Raw genomic sequence first — 23,718 nt, 5'->3', positions numbered from 1 at the left:
TAGAGAAGACCTTTATCTTACAATCTATTTTTATTTTTTACTTCAATAGAAAAATAAGCGTTCTGCAGTTTTGAACTATAGTAGAAGAGGTTGACTGGAGCGGAAGGCGGGGACTCCGGGGCGATAAAGCGGGATAGCCGAGACCCCGGAAGACGAAGTCTGAGGAGGCTCGGCGACCGCCGCCCGGAAAGCCTCCGCCTGCAGCGTAAGTCAACCGGTCTTATTTATACCAACCCAGCTTTAAACTCATTGCAGGCAGATCTTTCGATAAACAAAATGATCCATTGTAAGATAAGACTATGAACATTTCAGGAGGGATTCACCGATGAAAATTGAAGTATGGTCAGATTACGTATGCCCATTTTGCTATATCGGCAAAAGAAAGCTTGAACACGCATTGAATAAATTTGAGCATAAAGATCAGGTAGAAGTCGTCTACCGCAGCTTCCAGCTTGATCCGGATGCACCGAAAAACGCAGTGGAAGATACAATCTCAGCGCTTGCAAAGAAATACGGCATGTCTTATGATCAAGCCGTTGAAATGACAAACAATGTTGTCGCGCAGGCAAAAGAAGTCGGGCTTGATTACGACTTTTCAAAAATGAAGCGTACAAATACGCAGGATGCGCACAGACTGACTCATTTTGCAGCTGATCACGGAAAAGACCAGGAGATCACTGAGAAGCTGTTAAGTGCGTACTTCCTGGAGACAAAGCATATCGGGGATCATGATCAACTTGTAGCGATCGCTGAAGAAGTCGGCCTTGATGCTGAAAAAGCGCGTGAGGTTCTCGCATCAGATCAATACACTGAAGAAATGACTGCTGATATTCAAAAAGCTGCACAAATCGGCGTATCAGGCGTACCGTTCTTCGTACTCGAAAACAAATATGCGATTTCAGGTGCACAGCCTGATGAAGTATTCACGCAGGCACTCGAAAAGGTATGGGAAGAAACGAATCAGTCACCGCTTGTGAATGTTGGTGGACAGGGAAGTACTTGTTCAGACGATTCTTGTGATGTGTAAATTCAAATGAATAGCAGGGGATACTGCAAATGAAAAAGTTAAAAACGCCTGCAAAGTCTGCAGGCGTTTTTTGATCAGGAAGCTTTCTCTTCTTTCTCTTTTGTAATCGTTTCATGCACTTCATCCCAGCACTCTGTATTGTCAATGCCGAGTTCTTTTGGTTTGAACACGGGATCAAAGCCAGCCAAACGCTGTGCCTCATAGTCTTTTAATACTTTAATCGCTACACCGCTTAACAGGACAATCCCTATGATATTGATCAATGTCATCAGTCCCATAAATACATCAGCCATACTCCATACCATTCCCAGGCTTGCATATGAACCGAACATCACAAGTCCCATTGTCAGTACACGGTAAATATTTAGAGCCGTTTTATTTTTTCTGATAAATTCAATATTCGTTTCTCCATAATAGTAGCTTCCGATTATTGAACTGAAAGCAAACATAAAGATGGCAGCTGCAATAAAGATGCCAGCCCAGTCGCCAACCTGTGCGCTTAGTGAGCTTTGAAGTAATTCTATGCCCTGAAGCCCAGTTGCCTGATAATCTGTGTTGACCAGGATAATAAATGCTGTCGCAGAACAAACGATCAGCGTATCCACATAAACACCAAGTGTCTGAATAAAGCCCTGTTTCGCAGGGTGACTGACGTTTGCAGTTGCTGCAGCATTAGGTGCACTACCCATACCTGCTTCGTTTGAGAATAATCCACGTCTTACACCCTGCATGATTGCAGCACCGATACCGCCGCCAAGAGCCTGTTCAAAACCGAGTGCGCTACTGATAATTGTCATAAATACAGCAGGAATCTGCGTGAAATTCATCACGATCACGACCAGTGCGATGGCAATATACAACACAGCCATCAGTGGAACAATGATACTTGAAAAGCTTGCAATCCGATGTACACCACCGAAGATGATTAAGCCTGTTAAAGCTGTAATGATCCCTCCAACAATAAGGCGGTCAATGCCAAAAGCATTTTCAAAAGCTAACGCAATCGTATTACTTTGAACGGAGTTGAAAATTAATCCAAACGTAATGGCAATCAATACTGCGAAGACAATTCCGAGCCATCTTTTTTTCAGGCCTCGTTCAATGTAGTAAGCAGGTCCTCCCCGGTAAGCATTGCCGTCCCGGACTTTATAAACTTGTGCGAGCGTACTTTCAATAAAGCTGGTTGCACCTCCAAGCAGCGCAACGATCCACATCCAAAATACTGCACCGGGTCCACCAATCACAATTGCAACAGCAACCCCGGCAAGATTTCCGGTACCTATTCTGGTAGCAGCACCAATCGAAAAAGATTTAAATGAACTGATACTCTTCATTCCTTTTGGTACCACAGATTTATCGCCAAGCACACGTATCATTTCCTTTAAGTACCTAAACTGAACAAAGTTTGTAGCAATTGTAAAGTAAACGCCTGCTCCAAGTAATACTGCAATTAAGACATATGCCCATAAAATGTTATTGACTGAATCGATTATTCCCTGCATTTTCCTCACTCCATTAATTTTAATGTTCTGAATGTTGAATAATATATACGAATATTCATTCAATGTAAATAGGTTATTTTTCTAAAAAACGTTGATATGACAACGTTATGTGAGGTTTAAATGGGTTTTTATGGTAACTTATATACATTACATGCATATTCATTACCAGTTGTTTATAGGAAAAACCCTTTACTTTAGCGTATATATGCGTCAGCGCGATAAAGTGATTTCCATTAGATAATCGAAATAAAAAAATGGAGGGAGCGTAAAAAAAATTTAATATTTATCTCAAAAAAAGGTGTAAACAGCGATTTGCTGTTTACACCTTTTAGAGGGGTTAGTCGTTAAGAATGCATAAAATAAGCTTTAATTAATGACTGATATTGACGGCTTGTTAATGTAAATGCAGGATACCCGGCATCCTTCAATAATCTCTGTGTATTTTCATCTCTAAAAATCACTGTACGAGAAAGATAAGAGTGAAAAACGCTCATCGGTGCATTAATCACTGCATCTTCATCAGACAAATCCATCGCATCTGCAGTGACTGAGAGGTTTTCTACACCGCTTTGTTCTTTAATCCACTTCATCACATCCGCATTATCCGGTGCTTCATTATTGGAAATGTGATAAATATGGTCTGCTTTTGCATGTGTAGCAGCAGCTGTCAGAACATCTACCACATAATTAACCGGAACCACATTATTAGAGGCTTCAGGATCACAAAGCAGCCTGATGATTCTGTTCTCATCGATACGACCGCGTCTGATCAGCTTTTTCAGTAATGCTACGGCCTTCAGCAGTCCATAGAGTGCAAAAGTTGTATCAGCTTCACCGGTATTCGTATCACCGATAATAATCGAAGGTCTGAAAATACTCACGTTCAAATCATGACGTTTATTCCACACAAGGTGCTCAGCATGATTTTTACTTTCCTCATAGTCATTAACAAAAGCTCTATCCTTTGAATGAATTTCTTCATCAGAGATATTCTCAATCCCTGCTGTATAGGCAGTACTGACATGATAAAAGGTGGGGATCTGTAATTTTTCAGCGAGTTCAAGCGCATGTGCAGTACCATCCACATTTGCCAGGAACGTCTTCTCACGGTCAGCCGGATCAAACGATAAAAAAGCAGCTGTATGGTAAAGGGTATCAATCTTGCCTGCCAGCGCATCGGCATCGCTGATTCCAAAATCAGTTTGTGTAATATCACCTGAAACAGGATGAATTCTTTCACCCTGATCTGCAGGGAGCTGTTCAATCAGCTGGTTGATTTTCTGTTCGCTTCGAACGACAGGGTAAAGTGTGTGACCGTTATCTAAAAGGGAACGTACAAGCTTGGATCCTACAAAGCCTGTAGCACCGGTTATCATAATATTCATTGTGATCTCCTTTGGAAAAGCATTAGAACCTTATTATATCAAAAGAAGGGAGAAGATTTGAACTCTGTACAGGATTATAAGTATTAAAAAGAGCCGCCCATATAGGACGACTCTGAAATCAATTAATATTGACCGCTTCTTTTCAGTTCTTTTCCTTTACGTCTAAAACGCAGGAATACAAGATAAAGCATTGGTACAATAATCAGTGTTAATAGTGTCGAGAACGCAATTCCGGCAATAATCGTAACTGCGAGCGGTGTAAATAGAGCATCACCGCTTACGGCAACAGGAACCAGTGCCACAATTGAAGTAACAGCAGTCAGAATGATTGGTCGGATTCTGACACGTCCGGACTCAATGACGGCATCCATTACGTTCATTCCGTTTGCGACACCCTGTTCAATAAAGTCAATCAACACCACAGAGTTCCGGACGACGATACCGGTCAGTGAAACCATACCCATGACAGCAAGGAAGCTGATCGGCGTCTGCGTTACAAATAGTCCGAGTATCGCACCTGCAATCGCCAGATATACAGCTGTCAGTACCAGGAATGGCAGTGACAGTGAATTGAACTGGAATGCAATCAGCAGGTATACAAGGAAGATTACAATCGTGAACAATAAGATAATCTCTGAGAAGAAATCATCCTGTGATTCGTTTTCCCCGCCGATTGTCAGTGTATAATCTTCATTTAACGACGAGCGTACATCTTCTACAATGTCAGTCGTTTTTGCTTCAAGGTCTTCTACTTCACCAGGGAATGCGCGAATCGTTATGGCGCGTTCACCATCTTCATGCTGAATACGCTGCAGCTGGGAAGTTTCTTCAGCCGTGACCAGGTCAGAAAGTGGAATCAGCTGAGGCGGTCCTTCCTGTTGTGAAGCAGCCACCTCAATTTCATCGAGCGGAATTTCCTCGCCCTGTTCAACCGGGTCAACAAGCAGTTTCATATCACGCTGTGTGACACCATCATCAAATGCGGCCATTGGAATGCCTTCAGTAACAAGACGGATCTGCTGGCTGATTGCCTGAATGCTAATGTCATTTTCCTCAAGGGCTTCGCGGTCCGGTACATATGAAATGACCGGTTCTTCTTCACCAATGTTGTCTATAACAAGGTCAACACCAAGATCTTCAATCTGAGTCATGACCTCATCACGAATAGATACAATTTCATCAAGCTCAGGTCCTTTGACAGTAACCGTAACCGGCGCACCTGAAGGAGGTCCCTGTTCAATGGTCTCCATAAAAATGATGGCCTCAGGATACTGGCTTCTTAACTCATCCGTATAATCTTCAATCAGACCCTTGGACGTTTGATTTTCCCGGTCCACTCTGGCAACGATCTGACCGGTATAATCCCCGGTTGTATTCAGTGAACTGTTGAAAAGGTTTGGCAGTCCGGTACCCGCAAAGACTGACGTTTCATACACGCCTTCGTCCTGCTCAAGTATATCTGCCATTTCAAGTAATGTACTCTCTGTTTCCTCAAGAGGTGTTCCGATTGGAAGTGTAACATCCACTGTTACTTCTTCACGGTCAGCAGCCGGGAAGAATTCAAATGGTGTGAATACTACCAGACCAAATAATAAAGTCGTTACGAGCAGGCCGATTGCGCCTGTTAATAAAGGTTTTTTAGCAGTTCTCTTTAACACTTTATCTGCATAGAAATCAGCTATGAAATTTAAAGGTTTCCCAAGCAGTCCAGGTGAATCGGACATTTTTTTAGTTGTGTTTCTGTAAAAGCTGTATCTGAGCATTGGTACGAGCAGCAATGCTACGATCGTTGATGCAATAATGGTTGTAATCAATACTGTTGGTAATGCTCTGATAAAGTCTCCATTCCCGCCTGATAAAAAGACAAGAGGGAGGAAGGTAAATACAATCGCAAGTGAGGAAGTCAAAATGGATACCCAAACTTCCTTCACACCGGTGACAACTCCCGGAAGTGCTTTATCACCAAGCTTGAATCTGCGCTGGATATTATCATTTACAACAATTGAGTCATCGACCAGAATACCTAGTGCGATGATTACCCCGATCACTGAGATCTGGTTCAGGTCAACACCTGCCCCCGGGAGCGGGATAATGCCCATTAATACAGACATCGGTACAGCGATCGCAACAACAATCGCTCCGCCGGCAGTAAGGCCAAGTGAGCTTGTCACAATAACTGCGAGAACTGCAATCCCAAGCGAGAAGAATAGTCCCTGGAAAATGTCATTTACCAGGTTTGCCTGAGAGTAATATGATTCGAAAGTAATTTCTTCAGGTAAAAGCGGTTCAAGTTCAGCGATTTTCTCATCAACTGCTTCGTTGACTGAAGGGATATCTTCACCTGATTCTAAGTAAGTGGTGACTGAAACGGCAGGCTGTCCATCAAATGTAATCAGATCCTCCGTCTGTTTCGGCTGAATTTCAACCGTTCCGACATCAGAGAGCATGACTGATTCACCCTGTGGATTTTGACCGATGACAACCTGTTCCATTTCATCAACTGAACTGTATGATTCTATCGCAAGCTGATAAATGGTTCCGTCCGCTTCCTGTTTGCCAAGCGGCACCGGGTTGAATTCTTCTTCAATTGCTGTGAGCACCTGCGGGAAAGCAAGGCCGTTTTCACCGAGGTCTTCACTATTTAAAGTAAGTATAATTTCTTCTTCCTGAACCCCTTTTACTGTCACACCTGAAATACCGGGAACAGCTGACAGCTCTTCTTCCCAGGTATTCATTAAGCTTCTGAGCCCTTCAAAATCTTCGCGGCTCTCAGCAGTCAGCATATAGGAAGTAACCGGGAAATTGGCAGCCGCTTCACTGACGGTTGGCTCAATGACTTCTTCCGGGAAAGAAGCGCCGGCATCTGAAACTTCCTGTCTGATGGCAGATAAAGTTTCCTGCTGATCTGCTCCATCTGCCAGGGTTACAATGATCTGGGAAAACCCTGCAGCAGAGGATGAGGAAATACTGTCGATCCCATCAAGTCCATCAAGGTTTCTCTCAATCGGGTTTGTAACCGTCCGTTCAACCGTTTCCGGTGTTGCACCAGGATACGGTGTAGAGATCGTCGAAATGTTAATGGACGTCTCGGGAATTTCACGCTGTGGGAGCTGAAGGAAAGTCAGCACACCAACAATGAAGAATAATACAAATAAAATCATAAATATTTTTGATCTTTTCAGCACCCATTCAAACATGGTTGCACCTCCATTTGTTCTATCAATAAGCTAACTTTTTCACAAAACCGACAGTTGTGTCAAGAATGAAGGTGCTTGGATGTGTAAAAGAATATTCAGGGCAGGTGTGGAGGAGGATGAGATGGGTATGCCGGCGACTGGTACAAGTATAAATTTAGCTGAAGTAGTTGTTCTGCTGATTGAGGGAGGAATACTGTGAGCTGAAGCAGGTGTTTCACCGGCTGAGGTAGGTATTGCCCCCAGCTGAAGTAGGTATTCCACAGACTGAGGTAGGTATGCCCCCAGCTGAAGTAGGTATTCCACCGGTTGAGGTAGGTGTTGCCCCCAGTTGAAGTAGGTGTTTCACCGGCTGAGGTAGGAATTGCCTCCAGCTGAAGCAGGTATTCCACAGACTGAGGTAGGAATTGCCCTCATCTGAAGCAGCGACCTCGCCATATGAAGCTGGTAAAATGACATCTGAGCACCATATTCATATCATCAGATTTTTGCACAAAAAAAGAGCATATTCATTAGAATATGCTCCCCATTAAAAAGATAATTATTCCCATTTTATTAAAATATCTGCTACGCTCGTAAGACTGAAATCAGCTGTTTGTGACAGCTCCTCAAGCAGTTCAGGGTTTTCATTCACAGCAATTGATTTACAGCCGGCGGCTCTTGCCATCATGCAGTCGACAATACTGTCACCGACCATTAATACTTCTTCAGGCGGGACAGTAAAATCACGGCAGATTTTCTCAAGCATATCAGGAGCGGGTTTACCGTGAGACACATTTTCAGGTGTCACGATAAAATCGGCATCATGAAAATCAAGTAATTTCATACAGGCAGCAGTCCGTTCTTTGTTATCAGAAGTGGCAATTCCGACTAAGTATCCTGCCTGTTTCAAATCCTGTAAAAGCTCAGTTGCCCCATTTACAGGGATAAAGGCTTCTTTGATATTTAAAGCCTGATTACTCTCATCCAGCAGCTTGTCAGCGAGCGCCCGAGATTCGATCCAGGGCTTGCCGGTATACTGATAGAGCAGAGCAGCAATGACTGTTTTTTCTTCAGCCTCACTTGCGATTGCTAAAAGACCGCTATGATCTACACCACTTTCATTTACACCCATAATCCGGTCCCACTCTTCACCGTGGTGAAGACCAGTCATGGAGACGAACCGCTTTTTTCGTTCTTTATTTAAAGCTTTCCAAAAAGGTTCTGCCTGGAACAGCGTGCCATCCTTGTCGAAAGCGACGACTGAAGCTGAAACAGGGGTGTCACCGACCTGAATCGTTCTGGATGTCATAGCTGATCTCTCCTCTGATTACTTTTGCGCGTCCAGAAATTCTTTTACCTGTTCAGGACTTTTCGCATTAGCTGAATGTAGGTGTGCTTTCTTTTCACCGTTTTTGAATAGGAGCAGGCTTGGGATCCCCATGACGTCCTGTTCATCTGCAATCTCAGGCAGTTCATCACGATTCAGCTCATACCAGCCGTATTCATTATAAGTGTCCATGATCTCATCAATGAACATATCCATTCTGCGGCAGTCAGGGCACCAGTCTGCTGTAAACTTTACAATGACAGGTTCATCCTGATTTACTGTTTCTCTAAATTGATCGTTATTTTTAATTCCTTGCATTGTTCATCCCTCCATAAAGGAATCATAAGAGTTTTTTAATGAAAAGGCAAAAATAATATGTTTTATATAAGCTGGCTGGTGATTTACGTTTCAGGGGGACGCTTTCCGGACGGTTGTTGCTGAGCCTCCTCGCCTTTGGCTGCGGGGTCTCAGCTTCCAACTAATCGTCCCGGAGTCGCCCCCTTCCACTCCAATCACCATCTAAGGAAAACTAATATTGTCATTTATAAAACTCTATAAATTTACTGATAATGATTCTCAAATTCATTGACTGAATCTTTAAAAGAAGCTAGACTGAATAGAAGAGAAATTGCTGAAGCCCGCGAAGGAAACTAAAGGAGTTCGGATGAGATGCTAAAGACACAGTCGTTAACATTAGGTTACGGAGATTCCATTATAATAGAAGAGCTTGATCTGACTATTCCAAAAGGAGAAATATCTGTTTTGATCGGGGGAAATGGCTGTGGCAAGTCGACGCTGCTGCGTTCAATGGCACGCCTGCTAAAGCCTCAGGACGGTGACGTCTTACTGAATGGAAAAGAAATCAATCGCTATTCATCCCGTAAAGTAGCTCAGGAAATGGCGATCTTGCCACAATCACCTGTTGCACCTGAAGGTCTGACTGTCCTGCAGCTTGTGAAGCAGGGAAGATATCCTTATCAGGGGTTTCTACAGCAATGGTCCAAAAAGGATGAAGAAGCTGTGAACAGTGCACTTGGAGCAACCGGTATGACTGAGCTTCAGGACCGCTTTGTGGATGAACTGTCAGGCGGCCAGCGCCAGCGTGCGTGGATTGCTATGACACTTGCACAGGACACAGATCTGATTCTGCTGGATGAACCAACAACTTACTTAGATATGACCCACCAGATCGAAATTCTGGATTTACTTTTTGAATTAAATGAACGTGAAAACCGCACAATCGTAATGGTGCTTCATGACCTGAATCTTGCGTGCAGATACGCACACAATCTGATCGCAGTAAAAGACCGTAAAGTATACAGCCAGGGGAAACCTGAAGAAGTCATCAGCTGTGATCTTGTCAGTCACGTATTTGAGATGAACTGCCAGGTCACAAAAGACCCGCTGTTCGGTACACCGTTATGCATCCCGCACGGCAGAGGCCGATGCATTGTTCAGGAAACAAAAACTACTGCAGGTGCAGTTTCATAACCCGAAAACCGTCTACCCTTAGACGGTTTTTGTTTTATGATCATTACAAATCATTCATCAATTTAATTGCACAGCAGGTGATTGTAGTGGAGGGGGGCGGCTCACACGCCCGGCCGCGGAAAGCGTCCCCCTGAAACGGAAATCAGCTGCCCTTTTATATAAGGTGATTTGAAAACACATAAATTTACCATAATAAGATTAAAAAAACCTAAACAGGGAAGGGATGTAAGTACAATGATGAATGAAAAAATGGATGCAATGGTAGAAAAATATGCTGAATTGTTAACAGGTGACACATCTGAACAATCAATAGAAGAAATTAAAATGTATGTGCTCTACAACCATATTGCAAAAACCATGCCGGCACTCGCAAGACACTGGAATAGCCTCTATCCTGAAGGAAAAGAAGAAATGAAAAGAATTGTAAGAGACATTCAACAAAAGAATAAAGCTGTGCGCGCTGAAAATAAAGATCAAGAAGATTAAAATTCCATAAAAAAAAGCCGGAAAGTGCTCACACACTTTTCGGCTTTTCAGACTTTTAATGAACTGGCAGCTGACTTTTATCTGACTGCGCCTGACTGGCAGCATTCTGAATATTAACCGGTGTTTCCTGAGCAGGGTTGTACCAGTTTTGCTGCTCCATATAACTGTAGAGCGTGTGCTGCTGTTTTGACGTTTCGTTCAGGATTGACTGAAGATGTTGAAAAAGCTGATTTGTACTTGCTTCATTAGAAGCGACACTGTAACTGACAGCAAGATGTTTTTCTAAAATAAGAAGATCAGTTGCCCAGTCTTTTTCAGACATTGTGGCAGTCTGTTGAATGTCCTGCATTGAAATTCCTCCTGAGTACTTAGTTTATTGAAGCGGCTGACCGGACAGAAAAGCAGACGTTTTCTCATAGTGATTCTTATGCATCGTGCAGCATGCTTCAAGCATTGTTTTTAACTGTGGCGTTGTGCACTGTGAAGCGGCAAAATGTGCTTTCTTTGAAGCCAGCAGATTCCATTCAAGTACATCTTTTAAGTACAGAAGATCTTTTGTTGACAGTTGTTGCTGCGTCATATTTTTCGCCTCCTTTTTCATCATGAATAGGATGTGCAGGTAATGGAAATATATGCGTCGATTTTTGTATTCAAATGCTGAATGGCATGATAAGATTATGCTAGTCCGCTAAAGGATTCTTTATTTTAGAAAAATAGAAAGCGGTTGCAAAATTTATGATTCAGGGGGTTTGTCATCATGGAAAAAGTGATGCGTGATTTCTTTTTATTCTTATCTTCTAACAAGCCGATGACGAAGGCGGCTAAGCAATACGGCTTAAAATTTGGTGCTAACAGATTCGTTGCAGGAGAAACAGTTGAACAGGCAGTAAAAACAATTAAAGAACTGAACGAAGAAGGTCTATGTGTAACCCTCGATTGTCTCGGCGAATTTGTAGACAATGAGCAGGAGGCAGAAGAAATCACAGAGCTTTGTATTGAAGCCGTCCGTGCAATTGGTACAAACAATCTTGGCTCAGAGCTTTCACTGAAACTGACATCTTTAGGACTTGATCTATCAGAGGAGATTGTCCTTGAAAATATGAGAAGAATCCTTGATGCGGCAACTGAGCACGGCGTTTTTGTCACAATTGATATGGAAGACTACGAGCGATGCGGTAAAACGTTAGGCGTATTCACACAGCTGAAATCAGAATATGATAACATCGGCACAGTGATCCAGGCGTACCTTTATCGAACGGAAGAGGATATGAAGATGCTAAATGAATTCTCTCCAAACCTTCGACTTGTAAAAGGAGCTTACAAAGAATCACCTGAAGTTGCATTTCCTGAAAAAAGAGATGTGGACGAGAATTTCAAAAAGATCATTAACATGCATCTATTAAATGGTAACTATACAGCGGTTGCCACTCATGATGATGCAATCATTGACTATACATTAGAGCTTGTCGAAAAGCATGGGATCTCAAAGGATCAATTTGAATTCCAAATGCTTTACGGCATCCGTGAAGAACGTCAGAGAGAGCTTCACCAGCAGGGCTATAAAATGCGCGTGTACACGCCATTTGGTACTGACTGGTATGGCTACTTTATGCGCCGCCTGGCAGAACGCCCGCAGAACGTGGCATTTGTGGCGAAAGGGATTATTAGTAAATAAACGTGAGACTGTCCAGTTTTGGGCAGTCTTTTTTCGTATGGTGCAGACTTTATAGCCGTTCTGTGCAACCTGGCAGCGAAAAGAGACAACTTCCCTGGTGTATCAAGGCAACTTTTGAGCAGACTGCTACATCCTGGGCCATAACTGCAACAATTCGGACCGTACAAGAGCTAAAACGCACCTTATAAAAATTTTCCACTTCATAATGAAAGCGCTTCTAATTTCCTGTTGCTTTATTCTGAAAACTTGATTAAAATAGAAATGTAGAGAATTTTCTTATATTTTTTTGCCGTAAAATGAATGAGCATTCATTCAAAAAATGCGGATTCAGTTCAAAGGGGGATCTTTAACAGATGAGACACATTCAAAAAGCAGTAGTAATCGGCTCGGGTGTCATGGGGTCAGGCATTGCTGCCCACCTTGCAAATATCGGTATTCCATCGCTTCTGCTGGACATCGTTCCAAAGGAATTAACTGAAGCGGAACAGGCAAAAGGGCTGACGCTCGAAAGTCCACAGGTCAGAAACCGCCTGAGTCAGGGAGCTGTACAGAAACTATTTAAACAAAAACCTGCACCACTTGCTTCAAAGTCAAATGCAGCACTTATTACAGCAGGTAACCTTGAAGACCATATGGGGCAGCTTAGTGAAGCCGACTGGATCATTGAAGTGGTTGTTGAAAATCTTGACGTGAAAAAGAAAGTATTTGAAAAAGTAGATCAGTATAGAAAACCTGGCAGTATTGTAAGTTCAAATACATCAGGTATTTCAATAGAAGCAATGGTTGAAGGAAGGTCAGAGGATTTCAGTAAGCATTTCCTTGGCACACACTTTTTCAACCCTCCGCGCTATCTGAAGCTTCTTGAAGTGATTCCGGCTCAGTCAACAGACCCGGAAGTTGTTCAGTTTATGAAGACTTTTGGAGAAGACACGCTTGGTAAAGGGGTTGTATTTGCAAAGGATACACCTAACTTTATTGCCAACAGAATTGGAACATACGGCTTACTGGTGACGGTAAAAGAGATGCTGAAAGGCGGTTACAGCGTCGGTGAAGTTGATTCAGTAACAGGCCCATTAATCGGCCGTCCGAAGAGTGCCACTTTCAGAACGCTTGATGTTGTTGGACTTGATACATTTATCCACGTAGCGAAAAACGTCTACGATCAGGTGGAAGGTCAGGAAAAGGAAGTATTCGAAGTGCCGGACTTTATGCTGAAAATGCGTGATAACGGCTGGCTGGGAAGTAAATCAGGTCAGGGCTTCTTCAAGAAAGAAGGAAAAGAGATTCTCCAGTTAAACCCTGAGACACTTGAATATGAAGCGCGAGGTAAGCTAAAAGCAGCTTCAGTTGAGATGGCTAAGCAGGAAAAAGGATTCTCAGGAAAAATGAAGACCCTTGTATACGGAAAAGACCGTGCGTCAGAACTTCTCTGGTCGATCCTTCCACCGGTGCTCGTTTATTCAGCTGAGCTAAATGGTGAAATTGCTGACGATATTACAGGTATTGATCAGGCAATGAAATGGGGCTTTGGCTGGGATAAAGGACCATTTGAAACATGGGATGCAATCGGCGTTGCAAAGTCAGTTGAGCGCATGAAGGCTGAAGGGCTGAACGTACCTGAATGGGTAGAAAACATGATCGCAGAGGGTCATGAGTCATTCTATAAAGAAGAAAATGGAGACCTTTTCTTCTATCATAATGGTTCTTATCTTCCGGTTGAAGAAAATGAAAAAGTAATTAACCTGAAGCGTCTGAAGAAAAAGAATGGTGTTATTAAGAAAAACTCAGGTGCAAGCCTGATTGACCTTGGAGATGGCGTAGCACTTCTTGAATTCACTTCACCTAACAATGCGATTGGTATGGATATCACTCAGATGATCAATTACGCAGTAGATGAAGTATCGAAAAACTATAAAGGGCTTGTCATCGGTAACCAGGGGAAAAATTTCTGTGTCGGTGCTAACCTTGCGATGATCCTGATGGAAGCACAGGACGATAATGTTTTTGAAATCGATATGGTCGTTAAGCACTTCCAGCAGGCGATGATGAAGCTGAAATACAGTTCATTCCCGGTTGTGGCAGCACCATTTGGTATGACATTAGGTGGCGGAACAGAAGTTTGTCTGCCGGCTGACCACATTCAGGCATCTGCAGAAACGTATATGGGTCTTGTAGAAGTTGGCGTTGGACTTATCCCAGGTGGAGGAGGCAACAAAGAACTTTACCTGAATTACTACAACAGCCTGCCAAAAGGGGTAGACTTTGACCTTCAGAAAGTTGCAAACAGAGTGTTTGAAATGATCGCTATGGCGAAAGTATCCACATCTGCTGCTGAAGCGAGAGACTACAACTTCCTAAGTCAGTCAGATGGCATCAGTGTCAACGGTGATCATCTGATCTATGACGCGAAGCAGGCAGTCCTTCATTTAGCTGAAAACTATACAGCGCCAGTGAAGAAGAAAGTACCTGTGGTCGGAGAGCCGGGCTATGCAACTCTGCTCCTTGGCGCACAATCTATGTATCAGTCAGGGTTCATCTCAGAGCATGACCTGAAAATCGCAAAGAAACTGGCATACGTGATTGCAGGCGGAAAAGTACCTTATGGAACGGAAGTAGATGAAGAGTATCTGCTTCAGCTTGAACGAGAAGCATTCCTAAGCCTGATCGAAAAACCAAAGTCACAACAGCGCATGCAGCACATGCTTGTAAAAGGAAAGCCGCTGCGTAACTAATCTGCATTTAATAACCGCTGTTGATTTCCGTGGAGGACTACGGTTTCCGCGTCCGCGCGGTGAGCCCCTTCTGACGCAGGAGTCTCCGTCCGTAACGAAGATCAACAGCTTATAGAGTGAAATAACTTTACGATTCAGTATACAGATTACGAATAACAAGCTTATTTGGATAAATCATTTAGTCGATTGCAGCGTAAGGGGGCGACTCCTGCGGCAGGAAGGGACAGGTGAGACAAAGCATGGCGCAGCCTGCTGCCTCATCGCCCGGCCGCGGAAAGCGTCCCCCTGAAGCGGAAATCGACGGTTCCAGAATACCACACCAGCATTTAAGGGGGAGCATTATGCGTGAAGCAGTAATCGTTGCCGGAGCGAGAACTCCGGTCGGTAAAGCAAAAAAGGGATCACTGGCTCATGTACGTCCGGATGATTTGGGCGCACTTGCTGTCAGAGAAACATTGAAGCGTGCAGGAAACTATGACGGTGAAATTGATGATCTGATTTTCGGCTGTGCAATGCCTGAAGCAGAACAGGGTATGAACATGGCGCGGAATATCGGTGCACTGGCAGGACTGAATTACACGGTTCCTGCGATCACAATTAACCGCTACTGCTCATCTGGCCTTCAGTCAATCGCATACGGCGCAGAGCGCATTATGATCGGGCAGGCAGATACAATCATCGCAGGCGGGGCAGAGTCAATGAGCCTTGTGCCTATGATGGGTCATACGGTTCGACCGAATTCAAAAATCGCAGAAGAAATGCCTGAATACTATATGAGCATGGGTCATACAGCAGAGGAAGTAGCGAAAAAATTCGGTATTTCCCGTGAAGACCAGGATGCATTTGCAGTCAGAAGTCATCAGAAAGCAGCAAAAGCTGTTCATGGCGGCATATTTGACGAAGAAATTGTACCTGTGGAAGTAACGCGACGTACAGTTGGAAGAGACCATAAGCTGAAAGAAGAAACATTCACATTCTCAAGAGACGAAGGCGTACGCCCCGACTCTTCAGTAGAATCCCTGGGTAAACTTCGTCCGGCATTCTCAATGACCGGATCTGTAACAGCAGGTAATGCTTCACAGACAAGTGACGGCGCAGCAGCCGTGATGGTCATGGATCGTGAAAAAGCAGAATCACTTGGTCTGAAGCCAATCGCTAAGTTCCGCTCATTCGCAGTAGGCGGCGTGCCACCTGAAATCATGGGTGTCGGACCGGTTGAAGCAATTCCAAAAGCATTGAAGCTTGCAGGACTTTCTCTATCTGACATTGACCTGTTTGAGCTGAATGAAGCTTTTGCTTCTCAGTCAATCCAGGTCATCAGACAGCTCGGGCTGAATGAAGAGATTGTCAATGTTAATGGCGGTGCAATCGCACTTGGTCATCCGCTTGGCTGTACAGGAACTAAGCTCACACTGTCACTGCTTCATGAACTGAAGCGCAGACAGCAGCAATTTGGCGTCGTCACAATGTGTATCGGCGGCGGAATGGGCGCAGCAGGCGTCTTTGAAATGATTAACTAAACATACTTTTAATAAGAATTGAAATGTTCAACTGAAAACTTAGCAGCGATTGGAGCGTAAGGCGGCGACTCCTAAGCGAGAAGCCGGACAGGTGAGACCCCGCAGACACGAAGTGTTGAGGAGGCTCACCGCCGGCCGCTTGGAAAGCGTCCGCCTGAAGCGAAATGAGCAGCGTTAATAAAGCATAAAAACAAGGGAGGAATTTTTCATGACAAACGAAACAAAAGCATTGGTTAAAGGCGGCAGCTTTCTGATTGAGGATGTTGAAGCTTCAAGCGTATTCACACCTGAGGATTACACAGACGAACAGAAAATGATTGCTAAAACAACTGAGGATTATGTGATCAATGAAGTTGTTCCTGAAGTAGAGCACATCGAAAACCATGAGTTCGACCGTTCAGTAAAGCTTCTGAAAAAAGCAGGAGACCTTGGTCTTTTAGGTGCTGATGTACCTGAAGAGTACGGCGGTCTTGGACTTGATAAGGTCAGCTCAGCTTTAATCGCAGAAAAAATGTCACGCGCGGGCGGTTTCTCAATCACTCACGGTGCACACGTAGGAATCGGTTCACTGCCAATCGTTCTTTTCGGTAACGAAGATCAGAAGCAGAAGTATCTGCCATTACTTGCTACAGGTGAGAAAATTGCTGCTTACGCACTGACTGAGCCAGGTTCTGGTTCTGATGCACTGGGCGCAAAAACAACTGCTAAGCTGAATGAAGCAGGCACTCACTACGTATTGAACGGTGAAAAGCAGTGGATCACAAACGCTGGATTTGCTGATGTATTTGTTGTGTATGCGAAAATCGATGGCGAGCACTTCTCTACATTTATCGTAGAGCGCGACTTCTCCGGCGTATCAGTTGGTGCTGAAGAGAAGAAGATGGGGATCAAGAGTTCTTCAACTCGTACACTGATCCTTGAAGATGCACAAGTACCAGTAGAAAACCTTCTTGGTGAAGCTGGAAAAGGTCACGTGATTGCATTCAACATCCTGAATATTGGCCGTTATAAGCTTGGCGTAGGTACAGTGGGAGCTTCTAAGCGTGCGCTTGAGCTTGCTGTAAAATATACAAACGAGCGTAAGCAGTTCAATACTCCGATCTCAAGCTTCAACCTGACGAAGGAAAAGCTTGCGACAATGGGTGCGAAGCTTTATGCAACAGAGAGCTCAGTATACCGTACAGTAGGTCTGTTTGAAGATCGTATGAGCCAGCTGTCTGATGAAGAAATCAAGGACGGTAAAGAAGTAGCGAAATCAATCGCTGAATATGCAATTGAGTGTTCATTAAATAAAGTATTTGGCACTGAATCACTTGATTATATTGCGGATGAAGCAGTTCAGCTTCACGGCGGTTATGGCTTTATGCAGGAGTACGAAGTAGAGCGTATCTACCGCGACTCACGTATCAACCGTATCTTTGAAGGAACAAACGAAATTAACCGCTTATTGGTTCCAGGAACATACCTTCGTAAAGCTATGAAGGGAGAACTGCCATTACTTCAAAAAGCACAGGCGCTTCAGGAAGAACTGATGAGCATGATGCCTGAAGAAATCAGCGATGAGCCGCTAAAGCAGGAAGAGTATCTTGTGAAAAATGCGAAGAAGATTGGTCTGCTGGCTGCAGGTCTTGCTGCACAGAAGTACGGCAAAGCGCTTGAAGCAGAACAGGAAGTTCTAGTGAATATTGCTGATATCGTATCACTTGCATACGCAATGGAGTCTTCACTTCTTCGTACACAGAAGGCTGTTGAAAAGTCCGGTCTTGAAAAGAACCAGCAGAAGGTTCTTTATACACAGATCTTCTGTCAGGAAGCGTTCAATGAGATCGAACAGCACGCAAAGGAAACACTGATTGCTGCTGAAAGCGGAGATTCACTTCGCATGATGCTTTCTGCACTTCGCAAGTTCACGCGTTTCACACCAGTGAACCTGATTCCGGTAAAGCGTGAAGCGGCTGCGAAGCTGATTGATGCTGAGAAATTTGTAGTATGATTTTAACTTTATAAACCGCTAATGATTTACGTGGCGACTGCGCTTTCCGCGTCCCCCTCTAACCTGTAGCTGGTTGATGAAATAAACGATTAATACCGATCAAATAGTGAGAAACCGCCTATACAACTAGGCGGTTTTTCTTATGGAAAGCATCTTTAATTGACTTCCACTGAATAAATCCTTACGATTTGTTTAAACTTTTAAACATATAGACATAAGGAGAGTGGTTGGATGAATGTTTTAATTACGGGTGCATCCGGTGGGATTGGGAAAGAGCTTGCGAAGCTTTATGCGGAGAAGGGGCATACGCTGATTCTTGCTGCAAGAAGTGTAGATAAGCTGAATGAATTGGCAAATGAACTGGCAGAGAAATATACGATCGAAACGCATGTTTTTCAAAGTGACTTATCAAAAGCCGGAGCTGCTCAAACCTTATTTGATCAGGTGCAGTCACAGAAACTGACAGTCGATATTCTGATTAATAACGCAGGCGTCGGCCTATTTGGGGAATTCCATCAGACTGATCTGCAAAAAGAACAGGAAATGATTCAGCTGAATATTACTTCACTAACTGAACTGACAAAGTTGTTTGGCCGTGAGATGGTGAATGCGAAGTCAGGAAAAATTCTGAATGTCGCTTCAACAGCTGCGTTTTTCCCTGGACCGTTAATGGCGGTGTATTATGCATCTAAAGCATATGTGAAATCATTTACTGAAGCACTCGATAATGAATGGGCTGAGCATGGCGTGCAGGTGTCAGGATTGTATCCAGGACCTACAAGTACAGGGTGCAAAGACACAGCAGAATTGAATGATTCAAAGCTATTTAACAATGGCACGATGAAACCGCAGGCGGTAGCGAAAATCACGTTTATCGAATTTATGAATGGTAAAAAGCAGATTATACCTGGAGGCATGAACAAACTTCAGTCCAGAGCGAGCCGTCTGATCTCCAGGTCAGCTGCAGCAAGCATCGTTAGAAAGACACAGGAAAGAGAGTAGTGAGGTGACATAAATGGGGGAGCAGGCAGAAAAAGCATTTCGGGACTGTATTCCATTATTTCAGGCATTGAGTGATCCTTATCGTCAGGATATTGTATTAATGCTCTCAGATACAGACTCAATGACAGTGAATGAATTAACAGATAGACTTCCGCTTTCCCGTCCTGCTGTTTCTCATCATTTGAAAATTCTGCGTGAACAGGGTATTTTAAAAATGAAACAGCATGGAACGCAGCGCAATTACTCTCTTGCTCTTGAGGGAGCGCTGGAAACGTTAAAGCATCTGATTATTACCGTGGAAGACCGGTGTTATTAACAAGGAGGAATGAACATGACGATTACTTTTTACACTTACCCAAAATGTGGCACGTGCCGTAAAGCGAAAAAATGGCTGGATCAAAATGAGGTGTCATACGAAGAAATTCATTTAATCGATTCACCTCCTTCAAAAGAAGAACTTTCTGAGCTACATAAGAAAAGCGGGCTTGAGCTGAAGAAGTTTTTCAATACAAGCGGTGTAAAGTATCGCGAGCTTGGTTTAAAAGATAAGCTTGCCGACATGTCAGATGAGGAAAAGCTTGAACTGCTTGCTTCAGACGGCAAACTGATCAAGCGTCCGCTGACGACTGACGGCAATCAGGTAACAGTTGGATTTAAAGAACCGGAATTTGAAGAAAAATGGCAGGGTTAATCAGAAACAATTCTTGTTTTCGGGCACCTGTTATGCCAATATGAAGTAGTATAGAAATCATTCATATGCGGAGGGAAAACACATGAGTTCACCAAAAGAATTACGTTATTCAGAAGAACACGAATGGGTAAAAGTTGAAGACGGTAAAGCACGAATCGGTATTACTGAATTCGCACAGTCAGAGCTTGGCGATATCGTATTTGTTGAGCTTCCGGAAGTAGGCGACGAGCTGCAGGCAGACGAGCCATTTGGCAGCGTTGAGTCTGTTAAAACAGTGTCAGAACTTTACGCACCAGTCAGCGGTAAAGTCGTTGAGGTGAACGAAGACCTTGAAGACAGCCCTGAATACGTTAACGAATCTCCATATGAAAAAGCATGGATGGTCGTAGTTGAACTTTCTGATGACTCAGAAGTTGACGCACTGATGGATGCTGAAGCATATGACAAAATGACAGACGAAGACTAATTGATGTGCCGTTCACCTGGTTGGGTGGGCGGTTTTTTTATGAAACCGGCTCACTGCGCGCCAGGCGGACGCTTTCCGCGGGGACGGCGCTGAGCCTCCTCGGCTTTGCCTGCGGGGTCTCACCTGTCCGTCACATCCCGCTGGAGTCGCCGCCTTCTGCTCCGTTCACCTCATCCTGTCTATGTGAAATATAAACGGTATCTAATTTTTCAGTTATTAGTTTATGGGGAAAGAATCCATATTTGCGCAGCAGGTGATTGGAGCGTAAGGGGCTCGTCAGGAAGGGACAGGTGAGGCTTATGGTGAAGCCTGCTGGTTCACCGCCCGGCCGTGAAGTCCCCCTGAAGCGGAAAACACCTGCCACTATATAGCAACACTAACTTCAAGAGATTTTCACCCATCTCATTTACTTGCATTTCTCAACAGTACAGGCGACAATTAAATCAGCAGCATACCATGTTAGAAAGCCGTGCGATCCTTAGGTGAAGGTGTGATGGGAAATGCAGTGCAAAAAGGTTATTATTGTTGAGGGTAAGTCTGATAAGCGTAAGGTTCAGCCGATTATCAGAGAGCCGGTTGATATTATTTGTACAAATGGCACAATCAGCCTGACGAAAATGGATGAGCTGATTGATGAGTTGTATGAAAAAGATGTCTATGTGCTTGTGGATGCGGATGATGCAGGTGAGAAGCTGCGAAAACAGTTTAAAAGAGAGATGCCTGAAGCGGATCATCTTTATATCGACAAAGCCTATCGTGAGGTTGCAACAGCTCCTGAGCAGCATCTGGCTGTTATTTTAGCCGGTGCAAATATTGATATTTACACTGAGTTTTTAGAAAAAAGGATGAATCTTTAATGATAAAAGAATGGACAATAGAAGCGCTGGACCAGCGTTTGCAGGAAAAAAAGCAGTCAGCGATGTATTTATACACGCCAATGTGCGGGACGTGTAAGCTTGCGGGGAAAATGCTTGAAGTGACAGCCGCTGCGATTCAGGATACTGAGGTCGGAAAAGCAGATCTAAACTATGTTGAACCGCTTGCTGAGCGTTATCAGATTGAAAGTGTCCCATGCCTGCTGTTATTTAAAGATGGTCAGATGGTGCAGAAAATCTATAAGTTTGAATCAGTGCCAACGATCTTTGAGGCATTCAGAGAACTGTCCGGACAGCCGGCAAATCAGTAAATGTGCAATTTTGAAAAAAATTCGTTGACAGTAAATTTAAGAACATGATACGATTTGTCTCGTACTCTTAATGAATCTTAACTGAATACGCGTAACTCTTATCAAGAGCGGCGGAGGGAAGTGCCCTATGAAGCCCGGCAACCGACAGTTTACTGGAAAGGTGCCAAGTCACACAGGTTTATACCTGGTAGATGAGAGAAAGCCGTTTAATTTTTGACGCCTTTCTGCTCATCACGCAGAGAGGCGTTTTTTATATATAACAGGACTATTTGAAGGCAGTATTTTAATTTCCTGCTTTAACGGGATAATAAGTTAATTTACGAAAGTGGGTGATGGTATGATAACCATCTCAGATGTAAAAAAAGTATTTAAAACAAAAAGCGGTTCACTGACTGCAGTTGACAAAGTTAACCTGAACATTCACGAAGGCGAAATCTTTGGCGTCATTGGATACAGTGGTGCCGGTAAAAGTACATTAATCCGTATGCTGAACGGTCTTGAACAGCCGTCAGAAGGTAAGGTTGATATAAATGGTAAGCTGATTTCCTCTATCAAAGGAGGAGACTTGCGGAAAGCAAGACAAAAAATCAGTATGATTTTCCAGCATTTCAATCTTCTATGGTCAAGGTCTGTAAGAGAAAATATTTCTTTTCCGCTTGAAATAGCAGGTGTTCCTAAACAGGAACGATTAAAAAGAGTGGATGAGTTAATCGAACTTGTAGGACTTGATGGCCGTGGAGATGCCTATCCTTCTCAACTGAGTGGCGGTCAAAAGCAGAGAGTCGGGATTGCACGGGCACTTGCGAATGACCCTGAAGTACTGCTTTGTGATGAAGCAACATCGGCGCTTGACCCTCAGACGACCGATTCAATTCTTGAACTGCTGGTGGATATTAATAAGCGCCTCGGTCTGACAATCGTGCTGATCACACATGAAATGCACGTCATCAGAAAAATCTGCCACCGTGTTGCTGTGATGGAAGGCGGTAAAGTAGTTGAACTTGGAGATGTCCTTGACGTATTTAAGCAGCCGAAAGAAAACATCACAAAACGTTTCGTTCAGCAGGTAACAGAACCTGAAGAAACAAAAGATACGATTGAGCATCTGCTGAAAGAGTACCAGGACGGCAAAGTGATCAAGCTGACTTTTGTAGGTGAATCAGCTGAGCAGCCGGTCGTTACAAATCTGATCCGTTCATTCGAGCTGCAGGTCAATATTCTGCAGGGGAAAATTTCGCAGACGCAAAACGGCGCATACGGCTCATTGTTTATTCATTTACACGGGCAGCCGGATGAGTTAGCGCGAGCGATTGAATTTCTAGAAGCGGCAAGTGTCGGAGTGGAGGTGATCACACATGATTGAGCAGATTTTTCCGAACGTTGAGTGGCCGGTCATGTGGGAGGCGACCTACGAAACGATTTATATGACAGTCATTTCAGTCATCATTACATTTATCTTAGGACTGGCACTCGGGTTGCTTTTATTTCTTACTTCAAAAGGAAACTTACTGGAAAATAAAATCGCTTATGGCATTACGACAGCACTCGTTAATATATTCAGGTCAATTCCATTTATTATCCTGATTATTCTGCTCATCCCATTTACTCGTTTTCTGCTTGGGACGATCAGGGGAGCAGATGCAGCCTTGCCGGCATTGATAATTGGTGCCGCACCATTCTACGCACGTATGGTTGAGATTGCATTGCGTGAGATTGATAAGGGCGTCATTGAAGCGGCAAGATCAATGGGAGCCAAAATCAGTACGATTATTTTTAAAGTATTAATTCCGGAATCAATGCCAGCTCTCATCTCAGGTATTACCGTTACAGCCATTGCGCTGGTCGGTTATACAGCGATGGCAGGTGTCATCGGAGCAGGCGGACTTGGTAACCTTGCATTCCTTGACGGATTCCAGCGAAGCAGGGATGACGTAGTGCTCGCAGCAACCATCATTATCTTAGCAATCGTCTTCATCATTCAATTCTTTGGAGACTTCTTCACCAACAAACTGGATAAACGCTAATTTAGCTTATTATAAAAACACACTAAGGGAGAGAA

At 43.8% G+C, this 23,718-nt stretch carries 22 protein-coding genes and 1 riboswitch; of the genes, 15 read left to right on the top strand and 7 right to left on the bottom strand.

All coding sequences use genetic code 11. The annotated features are described in order from the left end of the window. Positions 1 to 325 precede the first annotated feature (325 nt). Positions 326 to 1,027: a DsbA family oxidoreductase gene (locus DH10bf12_RS16815; RefSeq protein WP_471736367.1), complete on the top strand. Its 702-nt coding sequence runs from the start codon at positions 326 to 328 to the stop codon at positions 1,025 to 1,027. A gap of 74 nt (positions 1,028 to 1,101) precedes the next feature. Here the strand turns inward: DH10bf12_RS16815 and DH10bf12_RS16810 are convergent, their stop codons facing one another. The 5 genes from DH10bf12_RS16810 to DH10bf12_RS16790 form a co-directional block, all read right to left on the bottom strand. Then, positions 1,102 to 2,529, bottom strand: a complete 1,428-nt coding sequence (locus tag DH10bf12_RS16810; RefSeq protein WP_471736366.1) for an alanine/glycine:cation symporter family protein — start codon at positions 2,527 to 2,529, stop codon at positions 1,102 to 1,104. A gap of 344 nt (positions 2,530 to 2,873) precedes the next feature. Then, positions 2,874 to 3,914 (bottom strand): SDR family NAD(P)-dependent oxidoreductase, encoded by a 1,041-nt coding sequence (locus tag DH10bf12_RS16805; RefSeq protein WP_471736365.1) that lies wholly within the window; start codon positions 3,912 to 3,914, stop codon positions 2,874 to 2,876. Between the two features lie 122 nt (positions 3,915 to 4,036). Continuing rightward, complete coding sequence (locus DH10bf12_RS16800) at positions 4,037 to 7,111, bottom strand: efflux RND transporter permease subunit (protein ID WP_471736364.1); 3,075 nt, start codon at positions 7,109 to 7,111, stop codon at positions 4,037 to 4,039. 538 nt (positions 7,112 to 7,649) lie between these two features. Then, positions 7,650 to 8,399 carry an HAD family hydrolase gene (locus DH10bf12_RS16795; RefSeq protein ID WP_471736363.1) on the bottom strand — a complete coding sequence of 250 codons (750 nt, stop codon included), beginning with the start codon at positions 8,397 to 8,399 and terminating at the stop codon, positions 7,650 to 7,652. Between the two features lie 18 nt (positions 8,400 to 8,417). Continuing rightward, complete coding sequence (locus DH10bf12_RS16790; protein WP_471736362.1) at positions 8,418 to 8,735, bottom strand: thioredoxin family protein; 318 nt, start codon at positions 8,733 to 8,735, stop codon at positions 8,418 to 8,420. Positions 8,736 to 9,086: 351 nt separating this feature from the next. Here DH10bf12_RS16790 and DH10bf12_RS16785 point away from each other — a divergent pair, with 351 nt between their 5' ends. Both DH10bf12_RS16785 and DH10bf12_RS16780 read left to right on the top strand, forming a co-directional pair. Beyond that, the gene (locus DH10bf12_RS16785; RefSeq protein ID WP_471736361.1) at positions 9,087 to 9,908 is read left to right on the top strand and encodes an ABC transporter ATP-binding protein; all 822 of its coding nucleotides are present in this window, start codon (positions 9,087 to 9,089) and stop codon (positions 9,906 to 9,908) included. 234 nt (positions 9,909 to 10,142) lie between these two features. Then, positions 10,143 to 10,394, top strand: coding sequence for a DUF2573 family protein (locus tag DH10bf12_RS16780; RefSeq protein ID WP_471736360.1), 252 nt, complete (start codon positions 10,143 to 10,145; stop codon positions 10,392 to 10,394). A 55-nt stretch (positions 10,395 to 10,449) separates the two neighbouring features. Here the strand turns inward: DH10bf12_RS16780 and DH10bf12_RS16775 are convergent, their stop codons facing one another. Both DH10bf12_RS16775 and DH10bf12_RS16770 read right to left on the bottom strand, forming a co-directional pair. Next, on the bottom strand, positions 10,450 to 10,743 hold the full coding sequence (locus DH10bf12_RS16775) for a spore coat protein (RefSeq protein WP_471736359.1): 294 nt from the start codon (positions 10,741 to 10,743) through the stop codon (positions 10,450 to 10,452). Positions 10,744 to 10,767: 24 nt separating this feature from the next. Beyond that, positions 10,768 to 10,974: a hypothetical protein gene (locus DH10bf12_RS16770; protein ID WP_471736358.1), complete on the bottom strand. Its 207-nt coding sequence runs from the start codon at positions 10,972 to 10,974 to the stop codon at positions 10,768 to 10,770. Between the two features lie 177 nt (positions 10,975 to 11,151). Here DH10bf12_RS16770 and DH10bf12_RS16765 point away from each other — a divergent pair, with 177 nt between their 5' ends. The 12 genes from DH10bf12_RS16765 to DH10bf12_RS16710 all read left to right on the top strand — a co-directional run bounded on the left by DH10bf12_RS16765 (position 11,152) and on the right by DH10bf12_RS16710 (position 23,683). Continuing rightward, positions 11,152 to 12,069 (top strand): proline dehydrogenase family protein, encoded by a 918-nt coding sequence (locus tag DH10bf12_RS16765; RefSeq protein ID WP_471736357.1) that lies wholly within the window; start codon positions 11,152 to 11,154, stop codon positions 12,067 to 12,069. A gap of 353 nt (positions 12,070 to 12,422) precedes the next feature. After that, entirely contained in the window at positions 12,423 to 14,801 is a 2,379-nt protein-coding gene (locus tag DH10bf12_RS16760) for a 3-hydroxyacyl-CoA dehydrogenase/enoyl-CoA hydratase family protein (RefSeq protein ID WP_471736356.1), read from the top strand. A gap of 341 nt (positions 14,802 to 15,142) precedes the next feature. Further along, on the top strand, positions 15,143 to 16,321 hold the full coding sequence (locus tag DH10bf12_RS16755) for an acetyl-CoA C-acetyltransferase (RefSeq protein WP_471736355.1): 1,179 nt from the start codon (positions 15,143 to 15,145) through the stop codon (positions 16,319 to 16,321). Between the two features lie 208 nt (positions 16,322 to 16,529). Next, positions 16,530 to 18,314, top strand: coding sequence for an acyl-CoA dehydrogenase family protein (locus DH10bf12_RS16750; RefSeq protein ID WP_471736354.1), 1,785 nt, complete (start codon positions 16,530 to 16,532; stop codon positions 18,312 to 18,314). Positions 18,315 to 18,545: 231 nt separating this feature from the next. Then, on the top strand, positions 18,546 to 19,316 hold the full coding sequence (locus DH10bf12_RS16745; protein ID WP_471736353.1) for an SDR family NAD(P)-dependent oxidoreductase: 771 nt from the start codon (positions 18,546 to 18,548) through the stop codon (positions 19,314 to 19,316). A 13-nt stretch (positions 19,317 to 19,329) separates the two neighbouring features. After that, positions 19,330 to 19,632, top strand: coding sequence for an ArsR/SmtB family transcription factor (locus tag DH10bf12_RS16740; RefSeq protein ID WP_471736352.1), 303 nt, complete (start codon positions 19,330 to 19,332; stop codon positions 19,630 to 19,632). A 15-nt stretch (positions 19,633 to 19,647) separates the two neighbouring features. After that, entirely contained in the window at positions 19,648 to 20,007 is a 360-nt protein-coding gene (locus tag DH10bf12_RS16735; protein WP_471736351.1) for an arsenate reductase family protein, read from the top strand. Between the two features lie 82 nt (positions 20,008 to 20,089). Beyond that, complete coding sequence (gene gcvH, locus DH10bf12_RS16730; RefSeq protein ID WP_039810781.1) at positions 20,090 to 20,473, top strand: glycine cleavage system protein GcvH; 384 nt, start codon at positions 20,090 to 20,092, stop codon at positions 20,471 to 20,473. 500 nt (positions 20,474 to 20,973) lie between these two features. Further along, complete coding sequence (locus DH10bf12_RS16725; protein ID WP_404404635.1) at positions 20,974 to 21,330, top strand: toprim domain-containing protein; 357 nt, start codon at positions 20,974 to 20,976, stop codon at positions 21,328 to 21,330. Then, positions 21,330 to 21,659 (top strand): thioredoxin family protein, encoded by a 330-nt coding sequence (locus DH10bf12_RS16720; protein ID WP_471736350.1) that lies wholly within the window; start codon positions 21,330 to 21,332, stop codon positions 21,657 to 21,659. Before DH10bf12_RS16725 ends, DH10bf12_RS16720 begins: the two co-directional genes overlap by 1 nt. A gap of 95 nt (positions 21,660 to 21,754) precedes the next feature. Beyond that, a riboswitch (SAM riboswitch) is annotated at positions 21,755 to 21,857 on the top strand. 139 nt (positions 21,858 to 21,996) lie between these two features. Next, positions 21,997 to 23,022, top strand: a complete 1,026-nt coding sequence (locus DH10bf12_RS16715; RefSeq protein ID WP_471736349.1) for a methionine ABC transporter ATP-binding protein — start codon at positions 21,997 to 21,999, stop codon at positions 23,020 to 23,022. Beyond that, on the top strand, positions 23,015 to 23,683 hold the full coding sequence (locus DH10bf12_RS16710; protein WP_471736348.1) for a methionine ABC transporter permease: 669 nt from the start codon (positions 23,015 to 23,017) through the stop codon (positions 23,681 to 23,683). Before DH10bf12_RS16715 ends, DH10bf12_RS16710 begins: the two co-directional genes overlap by 8 nt. Positions 23,684 to 23,718: the final 35 nt, after the last annotated feature.

This window comes from Jeotgalibacillus sp. 10bf12, assembly GCF_055597105.1.
This window is presented reverse-complemented; position numbering and strand designations above follow the sequence as displayed.